22 protein-coding genes are annotated in these 22055 nt (G+C 60.7%); 4 read left to right on the top strand and 18 right to left on the bottom strand.

Annotated elements, in window-relative coordinates:
* Positions 1 to 7 precede the first annotated feature (7 nt).
* The 6 genes from V3W39_RS10510 to V3W39_RS10485 all read right to left on the bottom strand — a co-directional run bounded on the left by V3W39_RS10510 (position 8) and on the right by V3W39_RS10485 (position 4845).
* Complete coding sequence (locus tag V3W39_RS10510) at positions 8 to 469, bottom strand: BRO-N domain-containing protein (protein WP_330212600.1); 462 nt, start codon at positions 467 to 469, stop codon at positions 8 to 10.
* A gap of 458 nt (positions 470 to 927) precedes the next feature.
* Complete coding sequence (locus tag V3W39_RS10505; RefSeq protein WP_177119920.1) at positions 928 to 1563, bottom strand: SCO family protein; 636 nt, start codon at positions 1561 to 1563, stop codon at positions 928 to 930.
* The gene (cyoE, locus tag V3W39_RS10500) at positions 1560 to 2459 is read right to left on the bottom strand and encodes a heme o synthase (protein ID WP_177079075.1); all 900 of its coding nucleotides are present in this window, start codon (positions 2457 to 2459) and stop codon (positions 1560 to 1562) included. Before cyoE ends, V3W39_RS10505 begins: the two co-directional genes overlap by 4 nt.
* Entirely contained in the window at positions 2447 to 3526 is a 1080-nt protein-coding gene (locus tag V3W39_RS10495; protein WP_177043562.1) for a COX15/CtaA family protein, read from the bottom strand. Before V3W39_RS10495 ends, cyoE begins: the two co-directional genes overlap by 13 nt.
* Before the next feature lie 10 nt (positions 3527 to 3536).
* Positions 3537 to 4136: a hypothetical protein gene (locus V3W39_RS10490; protein ID WP_177043563.1), complete on the bottom strand. Its 600-nt coding sequence runs from the start codon at positions 4134 to 4136 to the stop codon at positions 3537 to 3539.
* The gene (locus V3W39_RS10485) at positions 4102 to 4845 is read right to left on the bottom strand and encodes an SURF1 family protein (protein WP_330212599.1); all 744 of its coding nucleotides are present in this window, start codon (positions 4843 to 4845) and stop codon (positions 4102 to 4104) included. Before V3W39_RS10485 ends, V3W39_RS10490 begins: the two co-directional genes overlap by 35 nt.
* 84 nt (positions 4846 to 4929) lie before the next feature.
* On the opposite strand from V3W39_RS10485, the gene V3W39_RS10480 reads away from it, so the two are divergent.
* Positions 4930 to 5133: a twin transmembrane helix small protein gene (locus tag V3W39_RS10480; protein ID WP_010168612.1), complete on the top strand. Its 204-nt coding sequence runs from the start codon at positions 4930 to 4932 to the stop codon at positions 5131 to 5133.
* 6 nt (positions 5134 to 5139) lie between these two features.
* On the opposite strand, the gene V3W39_RS10475 is transcribed toward V3W39_RS10480, so the two are convergent.
* The 4 genes from V3W39_RS10475 to coxB form a co-directional block, all read right to left on the bottom strand.
* Positions 5140 to 6027 (bottom strand): cytochrome c oxidase subunit 3, encoded by an 888-nt coding sequence (locus tag V3W39_RS10475; RefSeq protein WP_177043565.1) that lies wholly within the window; start codon positions 6025 to 6027, stop codon positions 5140 to 5142.
* 35 nt (positions 6028 to 6062) lie between these two features.
* Positions 6063 to 6614: a cytochrome c oxidase assembly protein gene (locus V3W39_RS10470; RefSeq protein WP_008439615.1), complete on the bottom strand. Its 552-nt coding sequence runs from the start codon at positions 6612 to 6614 to the stop codon at positions 6063 to 6065.
* Between the two features lie 141 nt (positions 6615 to 6755).
* Positions 6756 to 8345 (bottom strand): cytochrome c oxidase subunit I, encoded by a 1590-nt coding sequence (gene ctaD, locus V3W39_RS10465; protein ID WP_177043566.1) that lies wholly within the window; start codon positions 8343 to 8345, stop codon positions 6756 to 6758.
* A 58-nt stretch (positions 8346 to 8403) separates the two neighbouring features.
* On the bottom strand, positions 8404 to 9531 hold the full coding sequence (gene coxB, locus V3W39_RS10460; protein ID WP_177043567.1) for a cytochrome c oxidase subunit II: 1128 nt from the start codon (positions 9529 to 9531) through the stop codon (positions 8404 to 8406).
* A gap of 368 nt (positions 9532 to 9899) precedes the next feature.
* Here coxB and V3W39_RS10455 point away from each other — a divergent pair, with 368 nt between their 5' ends.
* A complete protein-coding gene (locus tag V3W39_RS10455; protein ID WP_177043568.1) occupies positions 9900 to 10547 on the top strand; it encodes a hypothetical protein in 648 nt (215 codons plus the stop codon).
* A 129-nt stretch (positions 10548 to 10676) separates the two neighbouring features.
* On the opposite strand, the gene V3W39_RS10450 is transcribed toward V3W39_RS10455, so the two are convergent.
* From V3W39_RS10450 to V3W39_RS10440, 3 genes are all read right to left on the bottom strand, one after another.
* Positions 10677 to 12218 (bottom strand): SulP family inorganic anion transporter, encoded by a 1542-nt coding sequence (locus V3W39_RS10450; RefSeq protein WP_177043569.1) that lies wholly within the window; start codon positions 12216 to 12218, stop codon positions 10677 to 10679.
* Positions 12219 to 12304: 86 nt separating this feature from the next.
* Entirely contained in the window at positions 12305 to 13036 is a 732-nt protein-coding gene (locus V3W39_RS10445) for a carbonic anhydrase (protein ID WP_177043570.1), read from the bottom strand.
* Between the two features lie 198 nt (positions 13037 to 13234).
* Positions 13235 to 14293 (bottom strand): PA0069 family radical SAM protein, encoded by a 1059-nt coding sequence (locus V3W39_RS10440; RefSeq protein ID WP_177079079.1) that lies wholly within the window; start codon positions 14291 to 14293, stop codon positions 13235 to 13237.
* A 223-nt stretch (positions 14294 to 14516) separates the two neighbouring features.
* Between V3W39_RS10440 and V3W39_RS10435 the strand changes: the two genes are divergently transcribed.
* On the top strand, positions 14517 to 14768 hold the full coding sequence (locus tag V3W39_RS10435; protein WP_177043572.1) for a hypothetical protein: 252 nt from the start codon (positions 14517 to 14519) through the stop codon (positions 14766 to 14768).
* 70 nt (positions 14769 to 14838) lie between these two features.
* Here the strand turns inward: V3W39_RS10435 and V3W39_RS10430 are convergent, their stop codons facing one another.
* Genes V3W39_RS10430 through V3W39_RS10420 form a run of 3 tightly spaced genes read right to left on the bottom strand, consistent with a single transcriptional unit; the run spans position 14839 to position 18647 of the window.
* The gene (locus tag V3W39_RS10430) at positions 14839 to 16107 is read right to left on the bottom strand and encodes a cytochrome c (protein WP_330212598.1); all 1269 of its coding nucleotides are present in this window, start codon (positions 16105 to 16107) and stop codon (positions 14839 to 14841) included.
* 12 nt (positions 16108 to 16119) lie between these two features.
* Entirely contained in the window at positions 16120 to 17904 is a 1785-nt protein-coding gene (locus V3W39_RS10425) for a GMC family oxidoreductase (protein WP_177079081.1), read from the bottom strand.
* 2 nt (positions 17905 to 17906) lie between these two features.
* Positions 17907 to 18647 (bottom strand): gluconate 2-dehydrogenase subunit 3 family protein, encoded by a 741-nt coding sequence (locus tag V3W39_RS10420; RefSeq protein WP_259201124.1) that lies wholly within the window; start codon positions 18645 to 18647, stop codon positions 17907 to 17909.
* A gap of 274 nt (positions 18648 to 18921) precedes the next feature.
* On the opposite strand from V3W39_RS10420, the gene V3W39_RS10415 reads away from it, so the two are divergent.
* Entirely contained in the window at positions 18922 to 19608 is a 687-nt protein-coding gene (locus V3W39_RS10415; RefSeq protein WP_330212613.1) for a phosphatase domain-containing protein, read from the top strand.
* Positions 19609 to 19635: 27 nt separating this feature from the next.
* Here V3W39_RS10415 and V3W39_RS10410 read toward each other — a convergent pair whose 3' ends face one another.
* Positions 19636 to 19908, bottom strand: a complete 273-nt coding sequence (locus V3W39_RS10410) for a YheV family putative zinc ribbon protein (protein ID WP_003214872.1) — start codon at positions 19906 to 19908, stop codon at positions 19636 to 19638.
* Positions 19905 to 22004 (bottom strand): oligopeptidase A, encoded by a 2100-nt coding sequence (gene prlC / locus V3W39_RS10405; RefSeq protein ID WP_177130058.1) that lies wholly within the window; start codon positions 22002 to 22004, stop codon positions 19905 to 19907. Before prlC ends, V3W39_RS10410 begins: the two co-directional genes overlap by 4 nt.
* Positions 22005 to 22055: the final 51 nt, after the last annotated feature.

Below are 22055 nucleotides of genomic sequence, written 5' to 3'. Positions count from 1 at the left end.
TCAAGCGCTACACGCCCGGCAACACCTTGGGCATATCCCGCAGCCGGATCCACGGCTCATTGCGCCACCGCAACACACTCAAACTTGCCGTAGACCAGGCCAACCCACTCAGGGCCGGGCCTTCGCTTGCCTGCTGTTTACCGCGCAGCGCGGGCACTACTTCGTGGGTCAACCATTGGCGCAGGGCACGGTTTTCCGGGCAGTAGTGGTAGATCAACATCGCGTACACGCCGGACTCACTGAGCATCAAGGTTGACGCAGCGCGGCCGTGAGTGGTGGCGGTTAGTGTTTGTTGTTGGTCAGGATCGAGCTTGCGCAGCAAGGCTTCGTTGAGATGCAGGCCCATCAGATGGCCAATGTCGCGGGCGCTGAACCAGGCTTGGCCGTCGATGAGGATGGCGTGCAGTTGCTGGTGATGACGGGTGAAGACTTCGGGGGTGAAGGGTGGGTCGGGGGTAAGTGTTGTCATGGGCTGGCTCCTAACGTATTGAGGGGCCGCCAAGCACTACTTCCACGTAATGGGTGGCGGCTGTACGCAGGTGTGGAAGACCGGGACGTTAGGCACCCGGCGCGCTCGAAAGCGCCCCGCGCACAACCACCATAAAACACAGACGATAAAAAGCGCCTGACTCTAGGTGGCGCTTTGTGCGCCTAACGATATAAGGGCTTCCACACCCTGTCACTGAATTTGCAGCGACAGGGCAAAGACTAGTCAGTCGACGCATGCCAAACAAGTTCGCGCCCACCACTACAGGTTGCGGGAAAAGTCCGACGACACACATTCATGCGCTGTGCACATAACCCTGTGGGAGCTGGCTTGCCTGCGATGGGGCCGTGTCAGTCACATATCTGCTGCTGACACACCGCTATCGCAGGCAAGCCAGCTCCCACATTTGATTTGTGTCGCTCAGGGAATTGTCGCCAGGCTTATTTACGCTGCAGCAACCCCGGAAATTGCGCCACCAGCTTCTGATTGTTCAACGGCGCTCGGATAAACCCGCGCTGCGTCCCATCCGGTCCGATCAGCGCCAGGTTGCCGCTGTGGTCGACGGTGTAGTTGGGCTTGCTGGTGTCCGCCGGAATAAACGGAATGCTCACTGCGTTCGAAACCTTCTGCACCTCCTCAACATTCGCGCCGGTCAGGCCTTCGAACTGCGGATCGAAGTAACCCAGGTACTGCTTGAGCTGCGCCGGGGTGTCGCGGTTGGGGTCGACGCTGACCAGGATCACCTGCAACTTGTCCACAACGTCTTTAGGCAGCTCGCTCTTGATCTGCCGCAGTTGGGCGAGGGTGGTCGGGCAGATGTCCGGGCAGAAGGTGTAGCCGAAGAACAGCACGCTCCACTTGCCTTTCAACTCATTGACCACCACCGGCTGGCCGTCCTGGTTGGTCATGGTCACCGCCGGCAGCTGGCGGCTTTGGGGCAGCAGGATGATGCCCGCGTCGATCAAGGCCGTCGGGTCGCCCTGACCTTTTCCGCTCAGTACTTTGTTGACGGTCAGGCCCATGATCAACGCGACAATGGCCACCAGAATGAAGACAGTTTTTTGAGTTCGAGTCATAGGTTCAACAATAGGTAATGGTCTACGAGCAGGGCGATAAACAGCGCGAACAGGTACCAGATAGAGTACTTGAAGGTGTTGATCGCCGCGTGCGGCCGACTGCCACGGTACAGCACCCAGGCCCATTGCAGAAAGCGCCCACCCAGAACCAGCGCGCACACCAGGTACAGCACGCCGCTCATGTGGATCACATACGGCATCAGGCTGACCGCCAACAGGGCGAAGGTATAGAGCAGGATATGCACCTTGGTGTAATGTTCGCCATGGGTCACGGGCAGCATCGGGATGTCGGCCTTGGCGTATTCCTCCTTGCGGTGAATCGCCAGGGCCCAGAAGTGCGGCGGGGTCCAGGCGAAGATGATCAACACCAGCAGCAACGGCTCGGCACTGACGTGGCCGGTGACGGCGACCCAGCCCAGCAACGGCGGCGCAGCGCCGGCGAGGCCACCGATGACGATGTTCTGCGGCGTGGCCCGCTTGAGGAAGCCGGTGTAGATCACCGCGTAGCCCAGCAGCGACGCCAGGGTCAGCCACGCGGCCAGTGGGTTGGTAAACGCCAGCAGCAACGCCAGCCCGGCCACCGCCAGCACCATCGCGAACGTCAGCGCGGCAGCAGGTGATACACGCCCTTCCGCCAGCGGGCGTTTATGGGTGCGCGCCATCAACGCATCGATGCGCCGGTCCACCACATGGTTGACCGCCGCCGCGCCACCGGCACACAGGGCGATCCCCAGGTTGCCGAAAATCAGCACCGGCCACGGCACCCCGGCGCGGGTGGCGAGAAACATGCCCACCAGCGAGGTGATAAGCATCAGCACCACTACTTTTGGCTTGGTCAGCTCCAGGTAGTCACGCCAGATCGCCTGGCTATGACGCTCGCCGATCAAGGTCGCCATGGCATCTCTCCTTTGAGGGTTATAAGGCCCGACACGTGTTTACGCGGGCTGAAGCGCCAGCCGAACGGCAACTGGTGCCGCACCCGGACCAGGCTGGTGCGGGCGTGGTAATTGACCAACACCAGCGTCAGCAGCAACGCTGCACCGCCGGCGTTGTGAGCGACCGCTACCGGCAGTGGCAGGTGGAAATACACGTTGCTCAGGCCCAGGCAGATTTGCGCCGCCAGGGCGATCAGCAACAGGCCGGCCAGGCGGGTCATGCCGACTACCTTGAGTTGCCAGGCCAGGCCCAGCAGCACGACGGTAACCAACAGCGCGCCAATCCGGTGAGTCAGGTGAATCGCCGTGCGCGCATCACTGTCCAGTTGGCCACCGAGGTAATTGGGGCCGATATGTTGAGTCAGGTGGAAACCATTGGCGAAATCCGCCGCCGGCCACCATTGGCCGTGACAGGTCGGCAGGTCGATACAGGCCACCGCCGCGTAGTTGGAGCTGACCCATCCACCCAGCGCAATCTGGCCGATCACCAACACCAGCCCGGCCGTGGCCCAGTACTGCAAACGCCTGGGAACGATCAGCGCCGGCAGCACGCCGGACAATCGCAGCGTCAGCAAAAACAGCAGGCTCAACGTCGCGAACCCGCCCAATAAATGCCCGGTGACCACCTGCGGCCAGAGCTTCAGCGTCACCGTCCACATGCCAAACGCCGCCTGGGCAAACACCACCGCCAGCAGGAACAACGGCAGCTTCAATGGCTGCCCCGGATGATGCCGATGGGTCCAGGCGCGCGCCGCCAGCAGCACGATCAGCAGCCCGAGGGTGCCGGCGAAGTAACGGTGGGTCATCTCGTTCCAGCCCTTGTCCGCCTCTACCGGCGTGTCCGGGTAATGCAGTTCGGCATGGGCCAACTGGGCTTCGCTTTTCGGCACGCTGATAAAGCCATAGCAACCCGGCCAGTCCGGGCAACCAAGGCCGGCGTGGGTCAGCCGGGTATAGGCACCCAGCAGCACCACGATCAGGGCCAGCAGGGTGGCAAACAGCGCGAGGCGAAATCCAGGTTTGGCCATGACGGTGTCCTTATCCGATGTTCGACAGTTTCAACAGCAGGCGCAGGTCGTTGAGCAGGTCCTTGCCCTTGACCCGGGCGTCGTAGCGCAGCACCAGGTTGCCGTGGGGGTCGACGATCCACAGCTGGGCATCACCGCTGCCCTGGGCGGCGGCGTCTTTATTGAAGGTCGACAGGTCCAGGGAATAACGCTGCAGTTGCGGGTATTCGGCCTTGAGCTTGGCGTCGTAGGCAGTGCTTACCGGCTGCGCGCTGGCCAGGGCGTGGCTGGCGCGGGAGGCGTCACGACCCAGGCCGATCTGGAGTTGGCGTGCGAGGTACACCAGTTGCTGGCAGTCGGCGGCGCAGGCCGTGGGTGCGGTGACCAGCAGTTGCCAGCGGTCTTCGTCGGCCTGCACGCCGATGTCGGCGCGGGTCTGGCCATTGCCGATCATCTCGCCGTGGTAGCTGCGGCTGTCCGGCACCCAGAACTGCAGCTTGTACATGAAGGTGGCGAGCACCATCGGGCCGATCACCATCAGCAGGATCAGGATCAGTTGCCAGCGGCCCTTGCGCCGATTGGGCGCTGCTGGCGCGTCAGACATGTTGAGTGGATTCATGGCCGCTCCCATGGCGCTTCTCCTTTTTTGTGTTGTGCCATCCGAGGTAGAGGTAAAGACCGAACAGCGCCACCGCCATGGCGAACCACTGCACGGCATAGCCCAGGTGTTTTTCCGGGCCCATGGCAACCACGGGCCAGTTGGTTTCGTAGGTGGCCGGGCCCGCTTCAGCCCGCACTTCATAGGCGAATCCGCTGCGATCCAACTCGGCCCACAATGCTTCGGGATGCAGTGCAGTCAGCAATCGCGGCCACTTTGCGCCCGCCGGATCGGCGTGCAGCTGGAAGGTCTCGCCCGGGGCTACATAGACCCAAGCGTCGACATTCAGCGGTTGTTCGGGGGTATTGAAAGCGGGCGGCGTGCGCCGGTCCGGCCAGGGCAGCCAGCCGCGATTGAGCAACAGCCACTGGCCGCTGGCCTGATCATGGAACGGTTGCAGCAACTCGACGCCGACCTTGCCGTCACGAAAGCGGTTATCCAGCAACACGCTGTGCTCGGCGTCGAACTGCCCGCGCAAATGCACACGACGGAACGCCGGATCTTCGGTGGCCTGCAATTGCGTACTGCTCATGGGCTCGGCAGCGCGGCGCTCGGCGTAGGTTTCCAGCAGCGCCTGTTTTTCGTGACCACGGGACAGTTGCCAAAAGCCGAGGAACACCAGCAACGGCAACAGCACAAGCACCACCAGCGTCGGCGCAATACCGGGGCGAAAGGGTTTCATGGCATTGCCGCAGAGGTCGGTGCTGCGCTGGCTATACTGAATCTCATTGCTCGCCCCCTCCAAAAAAGAGCCCCGGAGCCCACCATGCTCAAAGCAGCCATTGCCCTGATGCTGATTGCTACCGTCGTGAGCCTGTTCAGTGGCTTGTTCTTCCTGGTCAAGGACGAGGGCAACTCCAATCGCCTCGTCACTGCCTTGACCGTGCGTGTGGTGCTGGCCGTGATCACCCTGGGGCTGATCACCTGGGGGTTCTTCAGCGGCCAGCTGGTGTCTCATGCGCCCTGGTGAAAATCCTCAAAGCACGTAAACGAAGAAAAACAGCCCGATCCACACCACGTCCACAAAGTGCCAATACCAACTGGCCGCCTCGAAACCGAACTGGTGCTCGTTGTTGAAATGCCCCTTCAGGATGCGCATCAGCATCACAAACAAAATGATCGTGCCGATGGTCACGTGGGCGCCGTGAAAACCGGTGAGCATGAAGAAGGTCGCGCCGTACACGCCGGAACCCAGCGTCAGGCCCAGTTCCTTGTAGGCGTGGATGTATTCCTCGGCCTGGAAGCCGAGAAACGCCCAACCCAGCAGCACGGTGATCGCCAGCCAGATCTTCAGCGCGCCGCGATGGCCTTTGCGCAAGGCGTGGTGGGCGATGGTGATGGTCACGCTGGAACTCACCAGCAAGATCGTGTTGATCAGCGGCAGGCCCCACGGGCTGATGGTGCCCTTGGGCGCCGGGAACAGTTTCGGGTCAGGATTGTTCAGCAGCGGCCAGGCAAATTCGAAGTTCGGCCACAGCATGTGGGCGATGCCCTTGTGGCCTTCGCCCGCCAGCCACGGTGCCGACATATGCCGTACATAAAACAGCGCACCGAAGAAGGCGATGAAGAACATCACCTCGGAGAAGATGAACCAGGTCATGCCCCAGCGAAAGGAGCGGTCCATCTGCGAACTGTACAAACCGGCACGGCTTTCCTTGATCACCGCGCCAAACCAGCCAAACATCATGTAGGCCAGCAGCAGGCCGCCGACGAAAAAGATCAGCGGGCCGTGGGATTCCGGGCGTGCGGCCTTCAGGTCGTTGAACCAGGTAGCCAGCCCGAACACCGTAATCAGCATGCCCAACGTGGCAATTATTGGCCATTTGCTTTGCGCTGGTACGTAGTACGTATCATGAGTCGACATGTATTCGTTCTCCTAATCGAGCCCGCAAGCAACGCCTAGCCGCCGGTATGGACAGCCACGGGCGGTTGGCGCGCGGTGATATCGAACAGCGTGTACGCCAGGGTCAAATGCTTCACATCCTTGGGCATGTCGCGATCGACAATGAAGCGCACCGGCATCTCTATGCGCTGGCCTGGCTGCAGCACTTGCTGGGTGAAGCAAAAACACTCGGTCTTGTGGAAGTACATCGCCGCCTCGGCGGGCGAAATGCTCGGCACCGCCTGGGCCGTCATCGGTTTGTCGGTGGGGTTGTAGGCCACGAACAGCATCTCGGTGACCGCGCCAGGGTTGACCACCACCTCGTCGGCCTTGGAGTGGAACTCCCAGACCATGTCGATGGCATTGGTGGACAAAAACTGCACACGCACCTGGCGCGTCGGGTCCACCACCTGCTCGCCTTCGTACTGCCCGGCGGTCTTGCCGTTGATGCCGAACGCCTTGCACATCACGTCGTAGATCGGCACCAGGGCAAAGCCGAAGGCGAACATCGCCACCACCAGGATCAGCAGCCGTGTGACAAGGCGCTTGATGGGCACGGACTCAAGCATGGCGGCCACCTACGAATGAATGCTCTGTGAATGGCTTTTCTGTGGGAGCTGCCTTGCCCGCGATGCTGGCAACTCGGTTTTTCAGGCACACCGAGGTGATGCCATCGCAGGCAAGCCAGCTCCCACAGGGTAGGGAGGTGTTCATTTGACCTCCGGCGGCGTGGTGAAGGTGTGATACGGCGCGGGCGAAGGGATGCTCCACTCCAGCCCTTCGGCGCCATCCCACGGCTTGGCCGGCGCGGGCGGGCCGCCACGGATGCACTTGATGACGATGAACAGGAAGAAGATCTGCGTCGCGCCAAAGGTGAAGGCACCGATGGAGGAGACCATGTTGAAGTCGGCGAACTGCAGGTTGTAGTCCGGCACCCGACGCGGCATGCCGGCAAGTCCTACGAAGTGCATCGGGAAGAACGCCATGTTCATCCCCACGAACGACAGCCAGAAGTGCAGCTTACCCAGGGTTTCGTCATACATGTGGCCGGTCCATTTCGGCAGCCAGTAGTAGGCCGAGGCGAAGATCCCGAAGATCGCGCCAGGCACCAGTACGTAATGGAAATGCGCCACCACGAAGTAGGTGTCGTGGTACTGGAAGTCAGCCGGGGCGATGGCCAGCATCAGCCCGGAGAACCCGCCGATGGTGAACAGAATCACGAAGGCCACGGCGAACAGCATCGGCGTCTCGAAGGTCAGCGAGCCTTGCCACATGGTGCTCACCCAGTTGAACACCTTCACCCCCGTGGGCACCGCGATCAGCAGCGTGGCGTACATGAAGAACAGCTCGCCCACCAGCGGGATGCCCACCACGAACATGTGGTGCGCCCACACGATGAACGACAGGAACGCGATGCTCGCCGTGGCGTACACCATCGAGGTGTAGCCGAACAGCGGCTTGCGCGAGAAGGTCGGGATGATCGAGCTGACGGCGCCGAAGGCCGGCAGGATCATGATGTACACCTCGGGATGCCCGAAGAACCAGAACACATGCTGGAACAGCACCGGGTCACCGCCGCCGGCGGCACTGAAGAAGCTGGTGCCGAAGTGGATATCCATCAGCATCATGGTCACGCAACCCGCCAGCACCGGCATCACCGCGATCAGCAGGAAGGCTGTGATCAGCCAGGTCCAGACGAACAGCGGCATTTTCATCAGGGTCATGCCGGGAGCGCGCAGGTTGAGGATGGTGGCGACCACGTTGATCGCGCCCATGATCGAGCTGATGCCCATCAGGTGGATGGCGAAGATGAAGAAGGTCACGCTTTCCGGCGCATAGGTGGTGGAGAGCGGGGCGTAGAAGGTCCAGCCGAAGTTCGGCCCGCCGCCGGGCATGAACAGGGTGGACACCAGCATCAGGAACGCCGCCGGCAACAGCCAGAAACTGAAGTTGTTCATGCGCGGCAGGGCCATGTCGGGCGCGCCGATCATCAACGGGATCATCCAGTTGGCCAGGCCGACAAACGCCGGCATCACCGCCCCGAACACCATCACCAGGCCGTGCATGGTGGTCATCTGGTTGAAGAACGCCGGCTCCACGATCTGCAGGCCCGGCTGGAACAGCTCGGCGCGGATCACCATGGCGAACGAGCCGCCGAGCAGGAACATGGCGAAGCTGAACCACAGGTACATGGTCCCGATGTCTTTGTGGTTGGTGGTCAGCACCCAGCGCATCAGGCCCTTGGCGGGGCCGTGAGCGTGGTCACCGGCATGACCGTGGTCATCGATCACAGCGCTCATGGCTTTTCTCCTGCGAACGAGTGGGCGGGACGGTTCAGGGAATACGCAATGAAGGAAGTCATTTGCTTTCCGCCTGTTTCAGAGCCAGCACGTCTTTAGGAGTGACCATGTCGCCTTTGTTGTTGCCCCAGGCGTTGCGTTCGTAGGTCACGACCGCCGCGATATCGACTTCCGACAGTTGCTTGCCGAACGCCGCCATGGCGGTGCCGGGCTTGCCGAAGTACACGCGGTGCAGGTGGTCTTCCTTGGCTCCCGTGGCGATCGGCGAGCCTTTGAGCGCCGGGAACATCGGCGGCAAGCCCTGGCCTTCGGCCTGGTGACAGGCTACGCAGGTGGTGTGGTAAACCTTGTCGCCACGGGCCACCAGCTCATCCAGGGTCCATTCCTTGGAGGTCAGCTCCTTGAGCTTGGCCGCCTCTTCCTTGCGCTCGCCGAGCCAGGTGTCGTAGTCGGCCTTGGACTTGACCTCAACCACGATGGGCATGAAGCCATGGTCCTTGCCGCACAGCTCGGCGCACTGGCCGCGGTAGATGCCGGGCTTCTCGACCCGGGTCCAGGCCTCGTTGACGAAGCCGGGAATCGCATCGCGCTTGACCGCAAACGCCGGCACCCACCACGAGTGGATCACATCGGCGGCCGTCACCAGGAAACGCACCTTGGCGCCCACCGGCAGTACCAGCGGCTGGTCGACTTCCAGCAGGTAATGCTCGCCTTTGACGGCCTGGTTATGGATCTGCTCGGCGGGCGTGGCCAGGTTGCTGAAAAACTCCACATCCTGGCCCAGGTATTTGTAGTGCCACTTCCACTGGTAGCCGGTGACCTGGATATCGATATCCGACTCGGTGCTGTCGTAGATGTTGATCAGCGTCTTGGTGGCCGGAATGGCCATCGCCACCAGGATCAACAGCGGCACCACGGTCCAGAGAATCTCCACCGTCGTACTCTCGTGGAACTTGGCCGCCACCTGGCCCGTGGAGCGCCGGTGAACGATCATCGACCAGAACATCGCGCCAAACACGACAATGCCGATCACTACACAAATCCAGAAAATGGTCATGTGCAGGTCAAACACGGCGTGACTGACTTCAGTGGCCCCTGGCGCCATATTCGTTGTCCAGGCGGCTTGCGCCTGGCCGAATACTGACCACAACAGTAGGCCCATCCAAACATGTGGATGTCGCGTCATTGCGGGTTCCCCTTATCGTTCTTGTTATCCCGCCGGTTTGCACCTGCGGCCAAGGGAGCGGCTTCCATACTGCTTACAACCGCTAAGCCTTGCCTGCTCATGCAGTCGGGCGTCATCAGCTAATTGCGTACAAAACCGAGTATAGACAGCGACCGCCACCCCGCAATGTGATCGGGCAAATGAACGAAAATGGACGAACCGACCACACAACAGGACAAGTGGAGCGACTTATCCGACGAACGATGGCGATTTGATATAACAGCAGTGCATAACCATGAAATAATTATGACAAATGCGTCTTAGGCTCTCGTATAAACGAGCTACCTTATGCTCTCCCTATTTCCTACGCCTGCACCACTGGAGCTTTCATGAACACCGCCGCATTGCGCGAGCAGATTTCCCGTGCCCATCAACACGAATCCAGCACTGGCCAGCTTGCTCAGCAGCTGGAAGTTCAGTTACCGCACCTGCACCCGGCGATCGCCCTGCCTGATGTCGACGCCAAGGGCGTGATGACGCGTTTTGTCAGCGCCTACATCGACCAGGTCCCGGATTTGCTGGACGCGGCCAACGATGTCGCCCGTGAAGCCGGCATTGAGAGCCAGATCAAACCGGTACTGAAAATCGCCGAGCATTTCTTCCTGCAGCCGCCAGCGATCCTGGCCGGGCATGAGGGCCTGGACGGTTTGCTGGACGAGGCTTACCTGGCGCATCGGCTGGTGGAAGAGGTCAACGATCTGTATATCAAGCACTTCGGCCAGCCGTTGATCCCGCTCGATACCACCGTGGCGAACGTGATTGCCCACCAGTTGATCGGCGAGACATTTGCCAACCAGCTGGATGAAGCGGTGCACCACGCGGTGGATGAGATGCTCAACGAAGACAGCTTTGCGCTGGAGTCGGTCGAGACTTACCGCGACAAGCTCAAGAGCCCGGACACGGAAGCCGCGTGGAAACGCTGGCCGTGCCTGTCGCGGCAGTTGGGTGTGGGGCTTGAGCTGGACCAGCCGGCCTAAATCTCCCGACCGACATAGATCAAATGTGGGAGCCGGGCTTGCCCACGATAGCGGTGTATCAGCCAATACATTCTTTGCTGATCTAACGCCATCGCGGGCAAGCCCGGCTCCCACGGGGTTATGCAGGGATCACACAGCAGCTGAACCTATCCCGGTCGTTGTCCTGACTCTGCCTTCCAACCTGCGCTTCAACCCTCGCGCCTCGATCACCAGCGTCGAGCCCTTGGCCGCATTCGCCCGCCCCCATTCCTCCAGCAGCTCAAGGCAGGAGTGGTCGATGTAACTCAGGTTACTGAGAGGCACGTGCACGGTCGTCCCGGCAGGTACCGTCGACAACACCTGGGTCAACGCCGGCACCTTGAGAAAGGTCGCAGCCCCCGTCAAGCGCAGCTCCATCTCGCCCTCCGGCGGCAGGTCGATCAGGCTTATCTTCAAGCGTGAAGCCTTGAACGCGAGCTTGACCAGCGTCAGCCCGAAGCCCACCAATACACCCGTCAGCAGGTCGGTAAAGATGATCGCCAGGGCCGTCGCCGCGTAGGTGAACATCGGCATCCGTCCGTAACGCGCCAAGCCACGAAACGCCTTCATGTCCACCAGCTTGATCCCGGTGTACACCAACACGCCCGCCAGGCTTGCCACCGGAATGCTTTGCAGCACGCTGGACAGCAACAGCACGAACGCCAGCAACCACAAGCCGTGGAACATCGCCGACAGCCGCGTGGTGGCGCCGGCCTGGACGTTGGCCGAGCTGCGCACGATTACGCCGGTCATCGGCAGGGCGCCCACCAGGCCACACAGCATGTTGCCCACACCTTGTGCCGACAATTCCTTGTCGAAATCGGAACGTTGCCCGGCGTGCATACGGTCGACCGCCGCCGCCGAAAGTAATGTTTCAGCGCTGGCGATAAACGCCACGGCGAACGCGGCGATCAACAGGTTGGGATCTGCCAGGTTCAGCAGGTCGCTGGGGCGCAGCCAGTCGATGGCATCGGCGAGGTTTTCCGGCACCTCCACACGCTTGACCTGCAGCGCCAGCACCAGGCTGGTAACCGTCGCCAAGCCCACACCGAGCAGGGCGCCCGGCACGAAGCGCAGTTTTTGCGGGCGAAACTTGTCCCACAGCCACATCACCAGAATCGTCGACAGCCCGAGCAAACCGGCCTGCCAACCGAGGCCGCCACCGAGGGTCGGTATCGCCTGGACCAACGCCGCCGGAAAGCCGGCGAGGTTATCCAGCCCGGAAGGTTTTGGCACACCGTCGAGCATCACATGCACTTGAGACAGGACAATCAGCACCCCGATCCCCGCCAGCATCCCGTACACCACCGCCGGCGCAGTGACGCGAAACCAGCAGCCCAGGCGCAAACGCCCGGCTACCAGTTGCAGGAAGCCCGCCAGCAACAGGATCGGCCCGAGCATGGCCATGCCATGCTGGCGCACCAACTCGAACACCAGCACCGCCAAACCCGCCGCCGGCCCGCTGACTTGCAGCGGCGACCCCGCCAGCCAACCCACTACCAAACCGCCGATGATCCCGGTGATCAGGCCCTTGGCCGGTGGCATCCCGGAAGCAATCGCGATCCCCATGCATAACGGCAGGGCGACCAGAAACACAACCACGGAGGCCAGCAGCTCCCGTGGCAGTACAGCTTTTAATTGAGCAGCACGCATGATGACTCTCCCGAGGCATTCGCCGGGCGTGGCAAGGCCTGGCTGCTCGAATGGCAGCCATCGCTTTACCCGACAGGGGGATTGTTTTAGAAGCGCGCTTTAGGCGTCGCGGATGGGATCGGCTGGGTGCCGTTCAAAGGCAGGAACGCTGCCTGATCCGCATCGTAGGCCCTGATTTCGCTGGTCTCGATGTCATAGACCCAGCCATGGATGAACAGATGCCCGTTGGCCATGCGCGAGGCCACCGACGGGTGGGTGCGCAGGTGTTGTAACTGGGCGATTACGTTTTCTTCGGTCAGCACGTGCATGCTCTCGTGCTCGTTGGCGCAATCGCAGTTGTCCTGGACCATGGTCTTGGCGACCTCGGCATGGCGCAGCCAAGCCTTTACGGTGGGCATTTTTTCCAGGCTCAAGGGGTTGAGCACCGCGCGCATGGCGCCGCAGTCGGAGTGACCGCAAATGATGATGTGCTGCACGCCAAGGGCCAGCACCGCGTACTCGATGGCCGTGGAAACACCGCCGTTCATCTGCCCATAAGGCGGCACGACGTTGCCGACGTTACGGGTCACGAACAAGTCGCCCGGGGAGCTTTGGGTGATCAGCTCGGGAACGATGCGCGAGTCGGCGCAAGTAATAAACATCGCCCGTGGGCTCTGGGCCGTGGCGAGTTTTTTGAAGAGTTCTTCCTGCTGGGGAAAGATCTCGTTATGGAAATGCAAAAAGCCTTCAACGATGTGCTGCAGCGCTGCATCGGCGGACTCCGCCTCGTGAGGGGCTGAAGCCGACACAGCCAACGGCTGTTTATCCTTGTCACTCATGATTCATCCTCTTGGTTGGAGCAGGGGAGTTTTCCAGTGCGGTTGGCGCGCAGACCATGGCGCCGACTCATTAGTCACTCGATGAACAAGGTACCCGCCGAAACTTAACTGAAACTGAATGAACCGCTCTAGATCGGGGCTCTCAGTGATGTCAAAACGCGACCATGCCTGCAAGGCAATGCGCTTTTACCCAGCAGTCTACAACAATGCCATCTGTCTGCCCGGCGGACAAAACGCCGTGCAATCCAGATTAAACCCTTCCCGGCGGTTCAGCCCCAAGCGTTTGATCGCCTTGGCGAAACGTTGCGCCAACAGATCGGCAAACGGCCCTTCGCCGCGCATGCGTACACCGAAGCGACTGTCGTAGACCTCACCGCCGCGCACCTGGCGCACCAGGCTCATCACATGGGCCGCCCGCTGCGGGTAATGAGCCGCCAGCCACTCCTCGAACAGCGGTGCCACCTCCAGGGGCAGGCGCAGCATCATGTACGCCGCGCTTTGTGCCCCAGCGGCATGGGCTTCGGTAAGCAGGCTTTCCAGCTCGCTGTCGTTGATCATCGGAATCATCGGCGAACACAAAACGCCTACCGGAATCCCTGCCTCGCGCATCACCCGGATCGCCCGCAGCCGGGCCTTGGGCGCCGCGGTGCGTGGCTCGAGAATGCGCTTGAGCTCATCGTCCAGGCTGGTGAGGCTGATCATCACGGCCACCAGCCGCTGCTGTGCCAGCTCGGTCAGCAGGTCGAGGTCGCGCAGGATCAGCGAGCCCTTGGTAATGATCGTCACCGGATGACGATAGCGCAGCAGCACTTCGAGGGTCTGCCGGGTGATCTTGTACTCGCGCTCGATGGGCTGGTACGGGTCGGTATTGGAGCCCAGGTTGATCGGCGCGCAGGTGTAGCCCGGTTTCGACAATTGCTGCTCCAGCACTTCGGCAGCGTTGGTCTTGGCGATCAGCTTGGTTTCGAAATCCAGCCCCGGCGACAGGTCCCAATAGGCGTGACTGGGCCGCGCATAGCAATAGATACAGCCGTGCTCACAGCCGCGGTACGGGTTGATTGCCCGGTCAAACGGGATATCCGGCGAGCTGTTGCGGGTGATGATGGTTTTCGCGGTTTCGATACGGACTTCGGTGCCCTGGGTCTGTGGCACTTCCTGATACCAGCCGTCGTCTTCAGCCACGCTGACGGTGGGCGCAAAACGGTTGTGCAGGTTGGTGGCCGTGCCGCGCCCGCGAGGCGGCAAAGGAATGCTCATGGTCAGACCTCGATATGTGTATGCATATACAGTATTCGAAGATCATGTGTTCGGCCAGCACCGTTCAGCAGGCGAGAGCCATAACAGTCCTCACACAGGCAAAAACGCAACTTCCTACTTCTAATTAAATATGAAATAAATCGCCACATATGAGGCATGGATTTAGCTTTAAGTACATCGCTATGATCAGCGCCTTAATTCACTCCACACCCAAAGGATATTTATGTCTCAGGATGAACTACGTTTGACGTGCGAAGACTTTGAAAAAGACAACAGCCCGGAAGTTCTGCTGGAACGCTTTACCGAAGGTAAACTTTCGTACGCGATGTATGCCTCTTCTTCCAATAAAGACGGGCACTACGACACGACTTCCTCGCCCACAGACCTGGACAATGACGGGGATTATGATGATGAAGACAAAGCTCTATTCTTGATCCTTGCCAATACTTTTGCGAAAACCTGTGCTCGCCGATAATTAGAGACTAGGTGCCGGCCTTATATATAAATAATTACAAGGCCGGCACACTTACAGTGTAATCGGAAGTTTATTCCTCCCTGACAACCGCAGTATTTTTTCGCAGTGTTGCAACTTGTGAAGTTGTCACCGCATTTGCTTTATTACCCCAACTGTCTCGCACAAAGTTCACTACATCTGCCACTTCCTGATCCGACAACCGCCAGGCAAACGCCGGCATGGTGAAGGTCGAAGGCGCCGTATGCGTAGCCGGCAACGTGCCGCCGTTCAACACGATGTTGATCAACGAAGTGGCGTCCGTTGTCTGCAACACCGGGTTACCCGCCAACGCCGGGAATACTCGGGTGTAGCCATGGCCGTCAGTACGGTGGCAGGCCGCGCAGTTGTCGATGTACACCGAGGCCCCCGGCTTGCTGTCATCGCCCTTCCACAGCGCGTCGGCGACCTGTTTGTCGTATTGGTGCGGCTGATCCTTGGGATCCACCGCCGGCAGGCTCTTGAGGTAACGGGCGATAGCCGTCAGGTCTTCTTCGGACATGTACTGCATGCTGTGGACTACAACATCGCTCATGCCACCAAACACTGCACTACGATCACTGCGGCCGGTCTTGAGGAACTGCACCAGCTGTTCCTCGCTCCAGCTCCCCAGGCCATCCTTGTGATCACCCCGCAGGCTCTTGGCAATCCAGCCTTCCAGCGGCGCACTGCCGGACAAGAACGTACTGCCATCTGTCGCACTCAGGGACTTTTCTTGCATGGTCAGCGCCCGTGGCGTGTGGCAGGCGCCACAGTGACCGAGGCCTTCCACCAGATACGCGCCACGGCTGGTCACCGGATCGGCACCCGCCTCGGCCTTGTAATCCTCGACCTTGGGCGCAAACATCCAGCGCCATCCCGCCAACGGCCAGCGCATGCTCAGCGGCCAGGGAATGTCACTGTCCTTGTTCACCTGCGCCACCGGCTCGACGCCCTTCATGAAGTACGCATACAGCGCCTGCATGTCGCTTTCGCTCACCCGCGCATAAGACGGGTAGGGCATTGCCGGGTAAAGGGTACTACCGTTCTTGGCGACGCCATGGCGCACGGCCTTGTCGAAGTCTTCGAAGCTGTAGTCGCCCAGGCCGGTTTTGTCCGGGGTGATGTTGGTGGAGTAGATAGTGCCGATCGGGGTTTCCATCGGCAGGCCACCGGCGAACGGCTTGCCACCCTTGGCGGTGTGACAGGCCACGCAGTCACCCGCTCGGGCCAAGTATTCACCCTGTTTGACCAGGTCGGTTTCAGCCGCACTCACCGAGCAACTGCTGAACAAGGCCAGGGACGCGATAACAAATGCTTTCATGGTCATCGCTCCTTATGCCTGAACCAGTGGGCCGGGGTTTTTCAGGTACTGCTCACGAATCGCCCGCGCCGACCAGTAGGTCAGCGCCGCCACCAGGCCCGTAGGGTTGTAGCCCAAGCCTTGTGGGAACGCGGAGGCGCCCGGGACAAACACGTTGTGTACGTCCCAGCACTGCAAGTAGCGGTTCAAGGCACTGGTTTTCGGGTCGGTGCCCATGATCGCGCCACCATTGAGGTGAGTGGTCTGGTAGGCCGCGGTGTTGAAGTGCTCACCGACTTTTTTGCCCAGCAGGGCAATCGCCTTGGGGTTCATGGCTTCGGCGATCTTGCTCATTTTGTCGACCATGAAGCGGTTCATCTTGATGTCGTTTTCCTGCCAGTCGAAGGTCATGCGCAGCAGCGGCAAGCCGTAGGCATCGCGGTAAACCGGGTCAAGATCAAGGTAGTTACCACGGTAGGATTGATGGGCGCCGTGGGCATCCATCGACACCTGGTGGGTGTAGTAATCGGCGGTGGCGCGCTTCCAGGCGCTGCCCCAGGCTGGCGTCCCCGGCGGGTTGGAAGTACCGGCAATCGGTCGGCTGCCCGCCTGGTTGACCCACATTGGCGAGCCGCCCACGAAACCGTGAGGCCCATGGTCGAAGTTGTCGGCGTTGAAGTCATCGATCGCCACGCCATTGCCGCCGGCGCCGATGAAGTTGTTGGTGTGCACGTCCTTGTCGAAGAACGCCTTGATGGTAGCCATGTTCTGGTAAGCAAAGTTCCGCCCCACCACGCCCTCGCCGGAGATCGGGTCGTAGGGTTTGCCGATGCCCGACAGCAGCATCAGGCGCACGTTGTTGAACTGGAATGAACCAAGGATCACCAGGTCCGCCGGCTGCTCGCATTCGCGGCCTTGGGCGTCGACGTAGGTCACGCCGGTGGCCTTGCGCTTGGTGCTGTCGAGGTTGACCTTCAGCACGTGGGAATTGGGCCGCAGTTCGAACTTGGGCTCCTGGCGCAACGCCGGCAGGATGTTCACGTTCGGCGAAGCCTTGGAATACATGTAGCAAACGTAACCGCTGCAGAAGCCGCAGAAGTTGCACGGGCCCATCTGCGCGCCGTAGGGGTTGGTGTATGGCCCCGATGTATTTGCGGAAGGCAGGTTGTAGGGTTTGTACCCCACGGAGGCAGCGGCCTTCTGGAACAGCTGTGCGGACACGGTGTTCTTCTGCGATTCCAGCGGGAAATGATTCGAGCGATCCGGCGCGTAAGGGTTGCCACCCTTGCCTTCGCCCACCAGCTGGCCCTTCACCGTCCAGGCTTGGCCGGAGGTGCCGAAGACTTTCTCGGCATAGTCGAAGAACGGCTCCAGCTCTTCGTAGCTGACGCCGAAATCCTGGATGGTCATGTCCTTGGGAATGAAGTTTTTCCCATAGCGCTCTTCGTAATGGCTGCGCATGCGCAACTCGATCGGGTCCACCCGAAAGTGCACGCCCGACCAATGCAGGCCGGCACCGCCGACGCCGTTGCCGGGCAGGAAAGCGCCCAGTTGGCGGTTCGGCATTGCGACGTCATTCACGCTATGGCGAATGGTCACGGTTTCCTTGGAGATGTCCTGGAAGAGTTTTTTACGCACGCTGTAGGTCAATTCGTCGATGACCTGGGGATAGTTGCCGTCGGGATAAGTGTCCTGCATCGGTCCGCGCTCCAGCGCTACCACGTTGAGGCCCGCCTCTGTCAGCTCCTTGGCCATGATCGCGCCGGTCCAGCCGAAGCCGACGATCACTGCATCCACTTTCTTCATGATGGTCGCCACGTTTATGCCCTCTCGCCACGGATCGAAACAGCCGGGAAGGGGTATTGCTCGTTGCGTTCAACCCAATCCATGAAATCGGCGCGGGCGCCGGGGAAGCCGATCATGGTCCAGCCGACCATGCCTTTGTTGCCACCGTGGACCGGGTCGCAGAAGAACCCCTCCTTGGTGTTTTGCAGCAGCAGGTTGAAGAAAATCTTCGGCGGAACGCTGTCGAACTGCGCGTCGCCGGCCTCCAGACGCTGGAGCAATTTTTCCTGGGTAGCGCTGTCTTGCTCGGCAAATAGCTTGCCGTTCATCGCTTTCGACCAGGCATCCGTGGCGGCGATGCCGAGGCGATAGATCTCCTTGGGCACCAATTTGCTCTGCCAGCCCATTTCAGGCGGCGCGTCGGCATTGAACGGGCCCTGCATGAACCACAGGGCGCCAGCCGCGTACGGCGTGTTCATCTGACGGTCGATGTATTCCGGTGCTCCGGCTTCCAGGGCGCCTGGGCCTTGGTCGTCAGCCGGGATCAAGCGGGCAACCGCCGCGTTGATAAAGGCCCATTCCTCGGCAGTGAAATAGCTCGGCTCATAGACCTTGCTGCTGACTGGCGCTTTTTCGGAACTGGCTTGAACCGGCTCGGGAACCGCCATCAGCATCGAACCGCCCAGGCCCGTGCTGGCGACAGTGACCACCGGGATCAAGGTCAAGGATTTGCGCAAAAACTCACGCCGGGGGTTGTCTTGATCTTGATCAGACATGGTGGCACCTCATCATGTGGTCACGGATTTATCAGTCGCTTCGAGGAGCAACTTATTAGTTTTGGCAGAAAATGGGATCCAAAGGACCCAAAGGGATAGAACACAGCAGCAATCAATAGTTACAAAGGATAGCAGGCTAAGGATCGAGGAGAATCGATTCAGCCGGAAAAAACAGCAGCCGTTCACGATTCTTTGACGAGAGCCTCACGCGGCATTGACCCCCCTTGGGCGAATCTGGGCCCCATCAGCCCTTTCCTATTCGGTTACATCGCCCATGTTCAACCATCAATTACTGCCTGCCCTCAGCCTGGCGTTCATGGCGCTGTTTTCCACCGTGCAGGCCCACGCCGAAGAGCTCACGCCCATGCGTTCACTGGAATGGGCTCAGCCAGTGGGAAGCCAATACAACCTGTATCAAATGACGCCCACGCTCTATCGCAGCGCTCTGCCGGATAGCGGCGCTGTTCCTGTACTGGAAAAACTCAAGATAGGTACGGTGATTAACTTTCTACCGGAGTCCGATGCCAGCTGGCTGAAAACACCGGGAATCAATCAGGTGCAGTTGTCCTATCGCACCAACCACGTCGACGACGCCGATGTGCTCGCGGCGCTGCGTGCCATTCAGGACGCCGAAGCCAGCGGCCCGGTGCTGATGCACTGCAAACACGGCTCCGATCGCACCGGCCTGATGGCGGCGATGTATCGGGTGGTGGTTCAGGGGTGGACCAAGGAGGAGGCGCTGAGCGAAATGACCTTGGGTGGCTTTGGCGCAAGCAGCGGCTTTAAAGACGGCGTTCGCTACATGATGAAGGCCGATGTCGACAAGTTACGCACGGCACTGGCCAACGGTGAGTGCAGCACCAGCGCCTTTGCACTGTGCTCGATGAAAAGCTGGCTGAATACCGCGGACACCGCCAAAGACGCGACAGCAGAAAAAACAGCCTTGGTGATCACCCCCTGAGCCATCCGCTCAGGGGGCGTAAACCCGTCAGTCTTTTTTCAACTTCGGATTAGGGAAGAACTGCACCGCCTGCACCTTGGGATCCGGTGCTTTCAGGGCCGAGGTATTCACCCGCGTACCCAATTCCTTGGGCACTGACAGACCTTGCTCATTGAGCGTGTCGGAATAACCGCAGGCCACGCATTCGCGGTGCGGCACGTCGTCCTCGCTCCACATCATCAACTTGTCCGGCTCGCTGCACGCCGGGCAGACCGCCCCGGCGATAAAGCGTTTTTTGGTTTTCACAGGTGCTTCACTCATGCTGCCGCGTCCTCACTCAGGCCGCTGTGGCGCAAGAGTGCGTCAATCGACGGCGCACGTCCGCGGAAATCGACGAACAGCACCATCGGCGCCTGGGAGCCGCCACGGGCCAGAATCGCCTCGCGGAACGCCCGGCCTGTCTCGGCGTTGAGTACGCCATCTTCTTCGAACTTGGAGAAGGCATCGGCCGACAGCACTTCCGCCCACTTGTAGCTGTAATAACCCGCCGCGTAACCGCCGGCAAAGATGTGCGCGAAGCTGTTCGGGAAGCGGTTGTAGGCCGGCGGACGCATCACCGAGACCTCGTCACGCACGCCTTCAAGCACCTGCAACACACTGCGGCCGTCGCCGTGAGTGGCGTGCAGCTCAAAGTCGAACAGCGAGAATTCCAGCTGGCGCACCATCATCAGGCCGGACTGGAAGTTCTTCGCCGCGAGCATTTTTTCCAGCAGGTCCTGAGGCAGCGGCTCACCGGTTTCATAGTGACCGGAAATCAACGCCAGGCCTTCGGGCTCCCAGCACCAGTTCTCCATGAACTGGCTCGGCAACTCCACCGCATCCCAGGCCACGCCGTTGATGCCGGACACGCCAGCGTGTTCAACACGGGTCAACAGGTGATGCAGGCCGTGGCCGAATTCGTGGAACAGGGTAGTCACTTCATCGTGGGTCAGCAGGGCAGGCTTGCCGCTGTCGGCCGGGGTGAAGTTGCACACCAGGTTGGCCACCGGGCTTTGCAGCACGCCGTCAACAGTGCGGCGACGGTCCCGGGCACCGTCCATCCAGGCACCGCCACGCTTGTTGGCGCGGGCGTACAGGTCGAAGAAGAAACGGCCGACGTGTTGGCCGTTTTCCTTGATTTCGAACAGGCGGACGTCCGGGTGCCAGGTGTCGAAGCCTTTCTGCTCGGCGATCTCGATGCCGTACAGGCGTTGAACAATGGCGAACAGGCCGCTGAGCACCTTGTCGATCGGGAAGTAGGCGCGCAGGGCTTCCTGGGCGACGCTGTAGCGTTGTTCACGCAGCTTTTCGCCGTAGAAACCGCTGTCCCAGCTTTGCAGGTCCGGGCAGCCTTGTTCGCCAGCGTAAGCCTTGAGCTGTTGCAGGTCCTGGGTGGCGAACGGCTTGCTGCGCTTGGCCAGGTCCCGCAGGAAGCTCAGCACCTGGTCGCTGGACTCGGCCATTTTGGTGGCCAGGCTCAGTTCGGAGAACGAGGCGAAGCCCAGCAGTTGTGCCAGCTCCTGACGCAGGTCGAGGATCTGTTCCATGACTGGGCCGTTATCGTTCTGACCGGCATTCGGGCCTTGGTCCGACGCACGGGTGCAGTAGGCCGCGTAGATTTCTTCACGCAGGGCGCGGTCGTGGGCGTAGGTCATCACCGCGTAGTAGCTCGGGAATTCCAGGGTGATCAGCCAGCCGTCGAGGCCTTTGGCCTGGGCGGCGGCGGCCATTTGTGCCTTGGCCGAATCGGTCAGGCCGGCGAGGGTCGCTTCGTCGGTGACGTGCTTGGTCCAAGCCTGGGTGGCATCGAGCAACTGGTTGGAGAACTTGCTGCCCAGCTCGGAGAGCTTGCTCTGCACTTCGGCATAACGTTTTTGCTGCTCCGGCGGCAAATCGATACCCGACAGGCGGAAGTCACGCAGGGAATGTTCCAGGATAGTTTTTTGCGCCACGTCGAAGCCGGCGGCTTCCGGGCTGTTCGCCAAGGCTTCAAAGGCCTGGAACAGTTCGCGGTTCTGGCCCATCTCGGTGGAGTAGGCGCTCAACGCCGGCAGGCACGCCTCGTAGGCTTCGCGCAGTTCGGCGCTGTTGCACACGGCGTTCAGGTGGCTGACCGGGCTCCAGGCGGCGCCCAAACGGTCATTGAGTTCGTCCATGGCCAGGACCAGCCCGGCCCAGGTCGGATTTTTACCCTGGCTTTGCAGGATGCCTTCGATGGCAACACGGTTGTCGGCGAGGATCTGTTCGATGGCCGGCTGTACGTGCTCGGCACGGATCGCCGAGAACGGCGGCAGGTCGTAGGACTGCAGAAGAGGGTTGTTCGCGCTCACGGTTGGCACCTTGGCTGAAGAAACATGTAAGAACAAAGATGGGGCCATCTTAATTACAATCAACGCCCACCGCAGCTATCAGCAGAAGAGAGAGAGCCT

This window comes from Pseudomonas sp. Z18(2022) (assembly GCF_036346535.1).
In the GTDB taxonomy this organism is placed as follows: Bacteria; Pseudomonadota; Gammaproteobacteria; order Pseudomonadales; family Pseudomonadaceae; genus Aquipseudomonas; species Aquipseudomonas yamanorum_A.
This window is presented reverse-complemented; position numbering and strand designations above follow the sequence as displayed.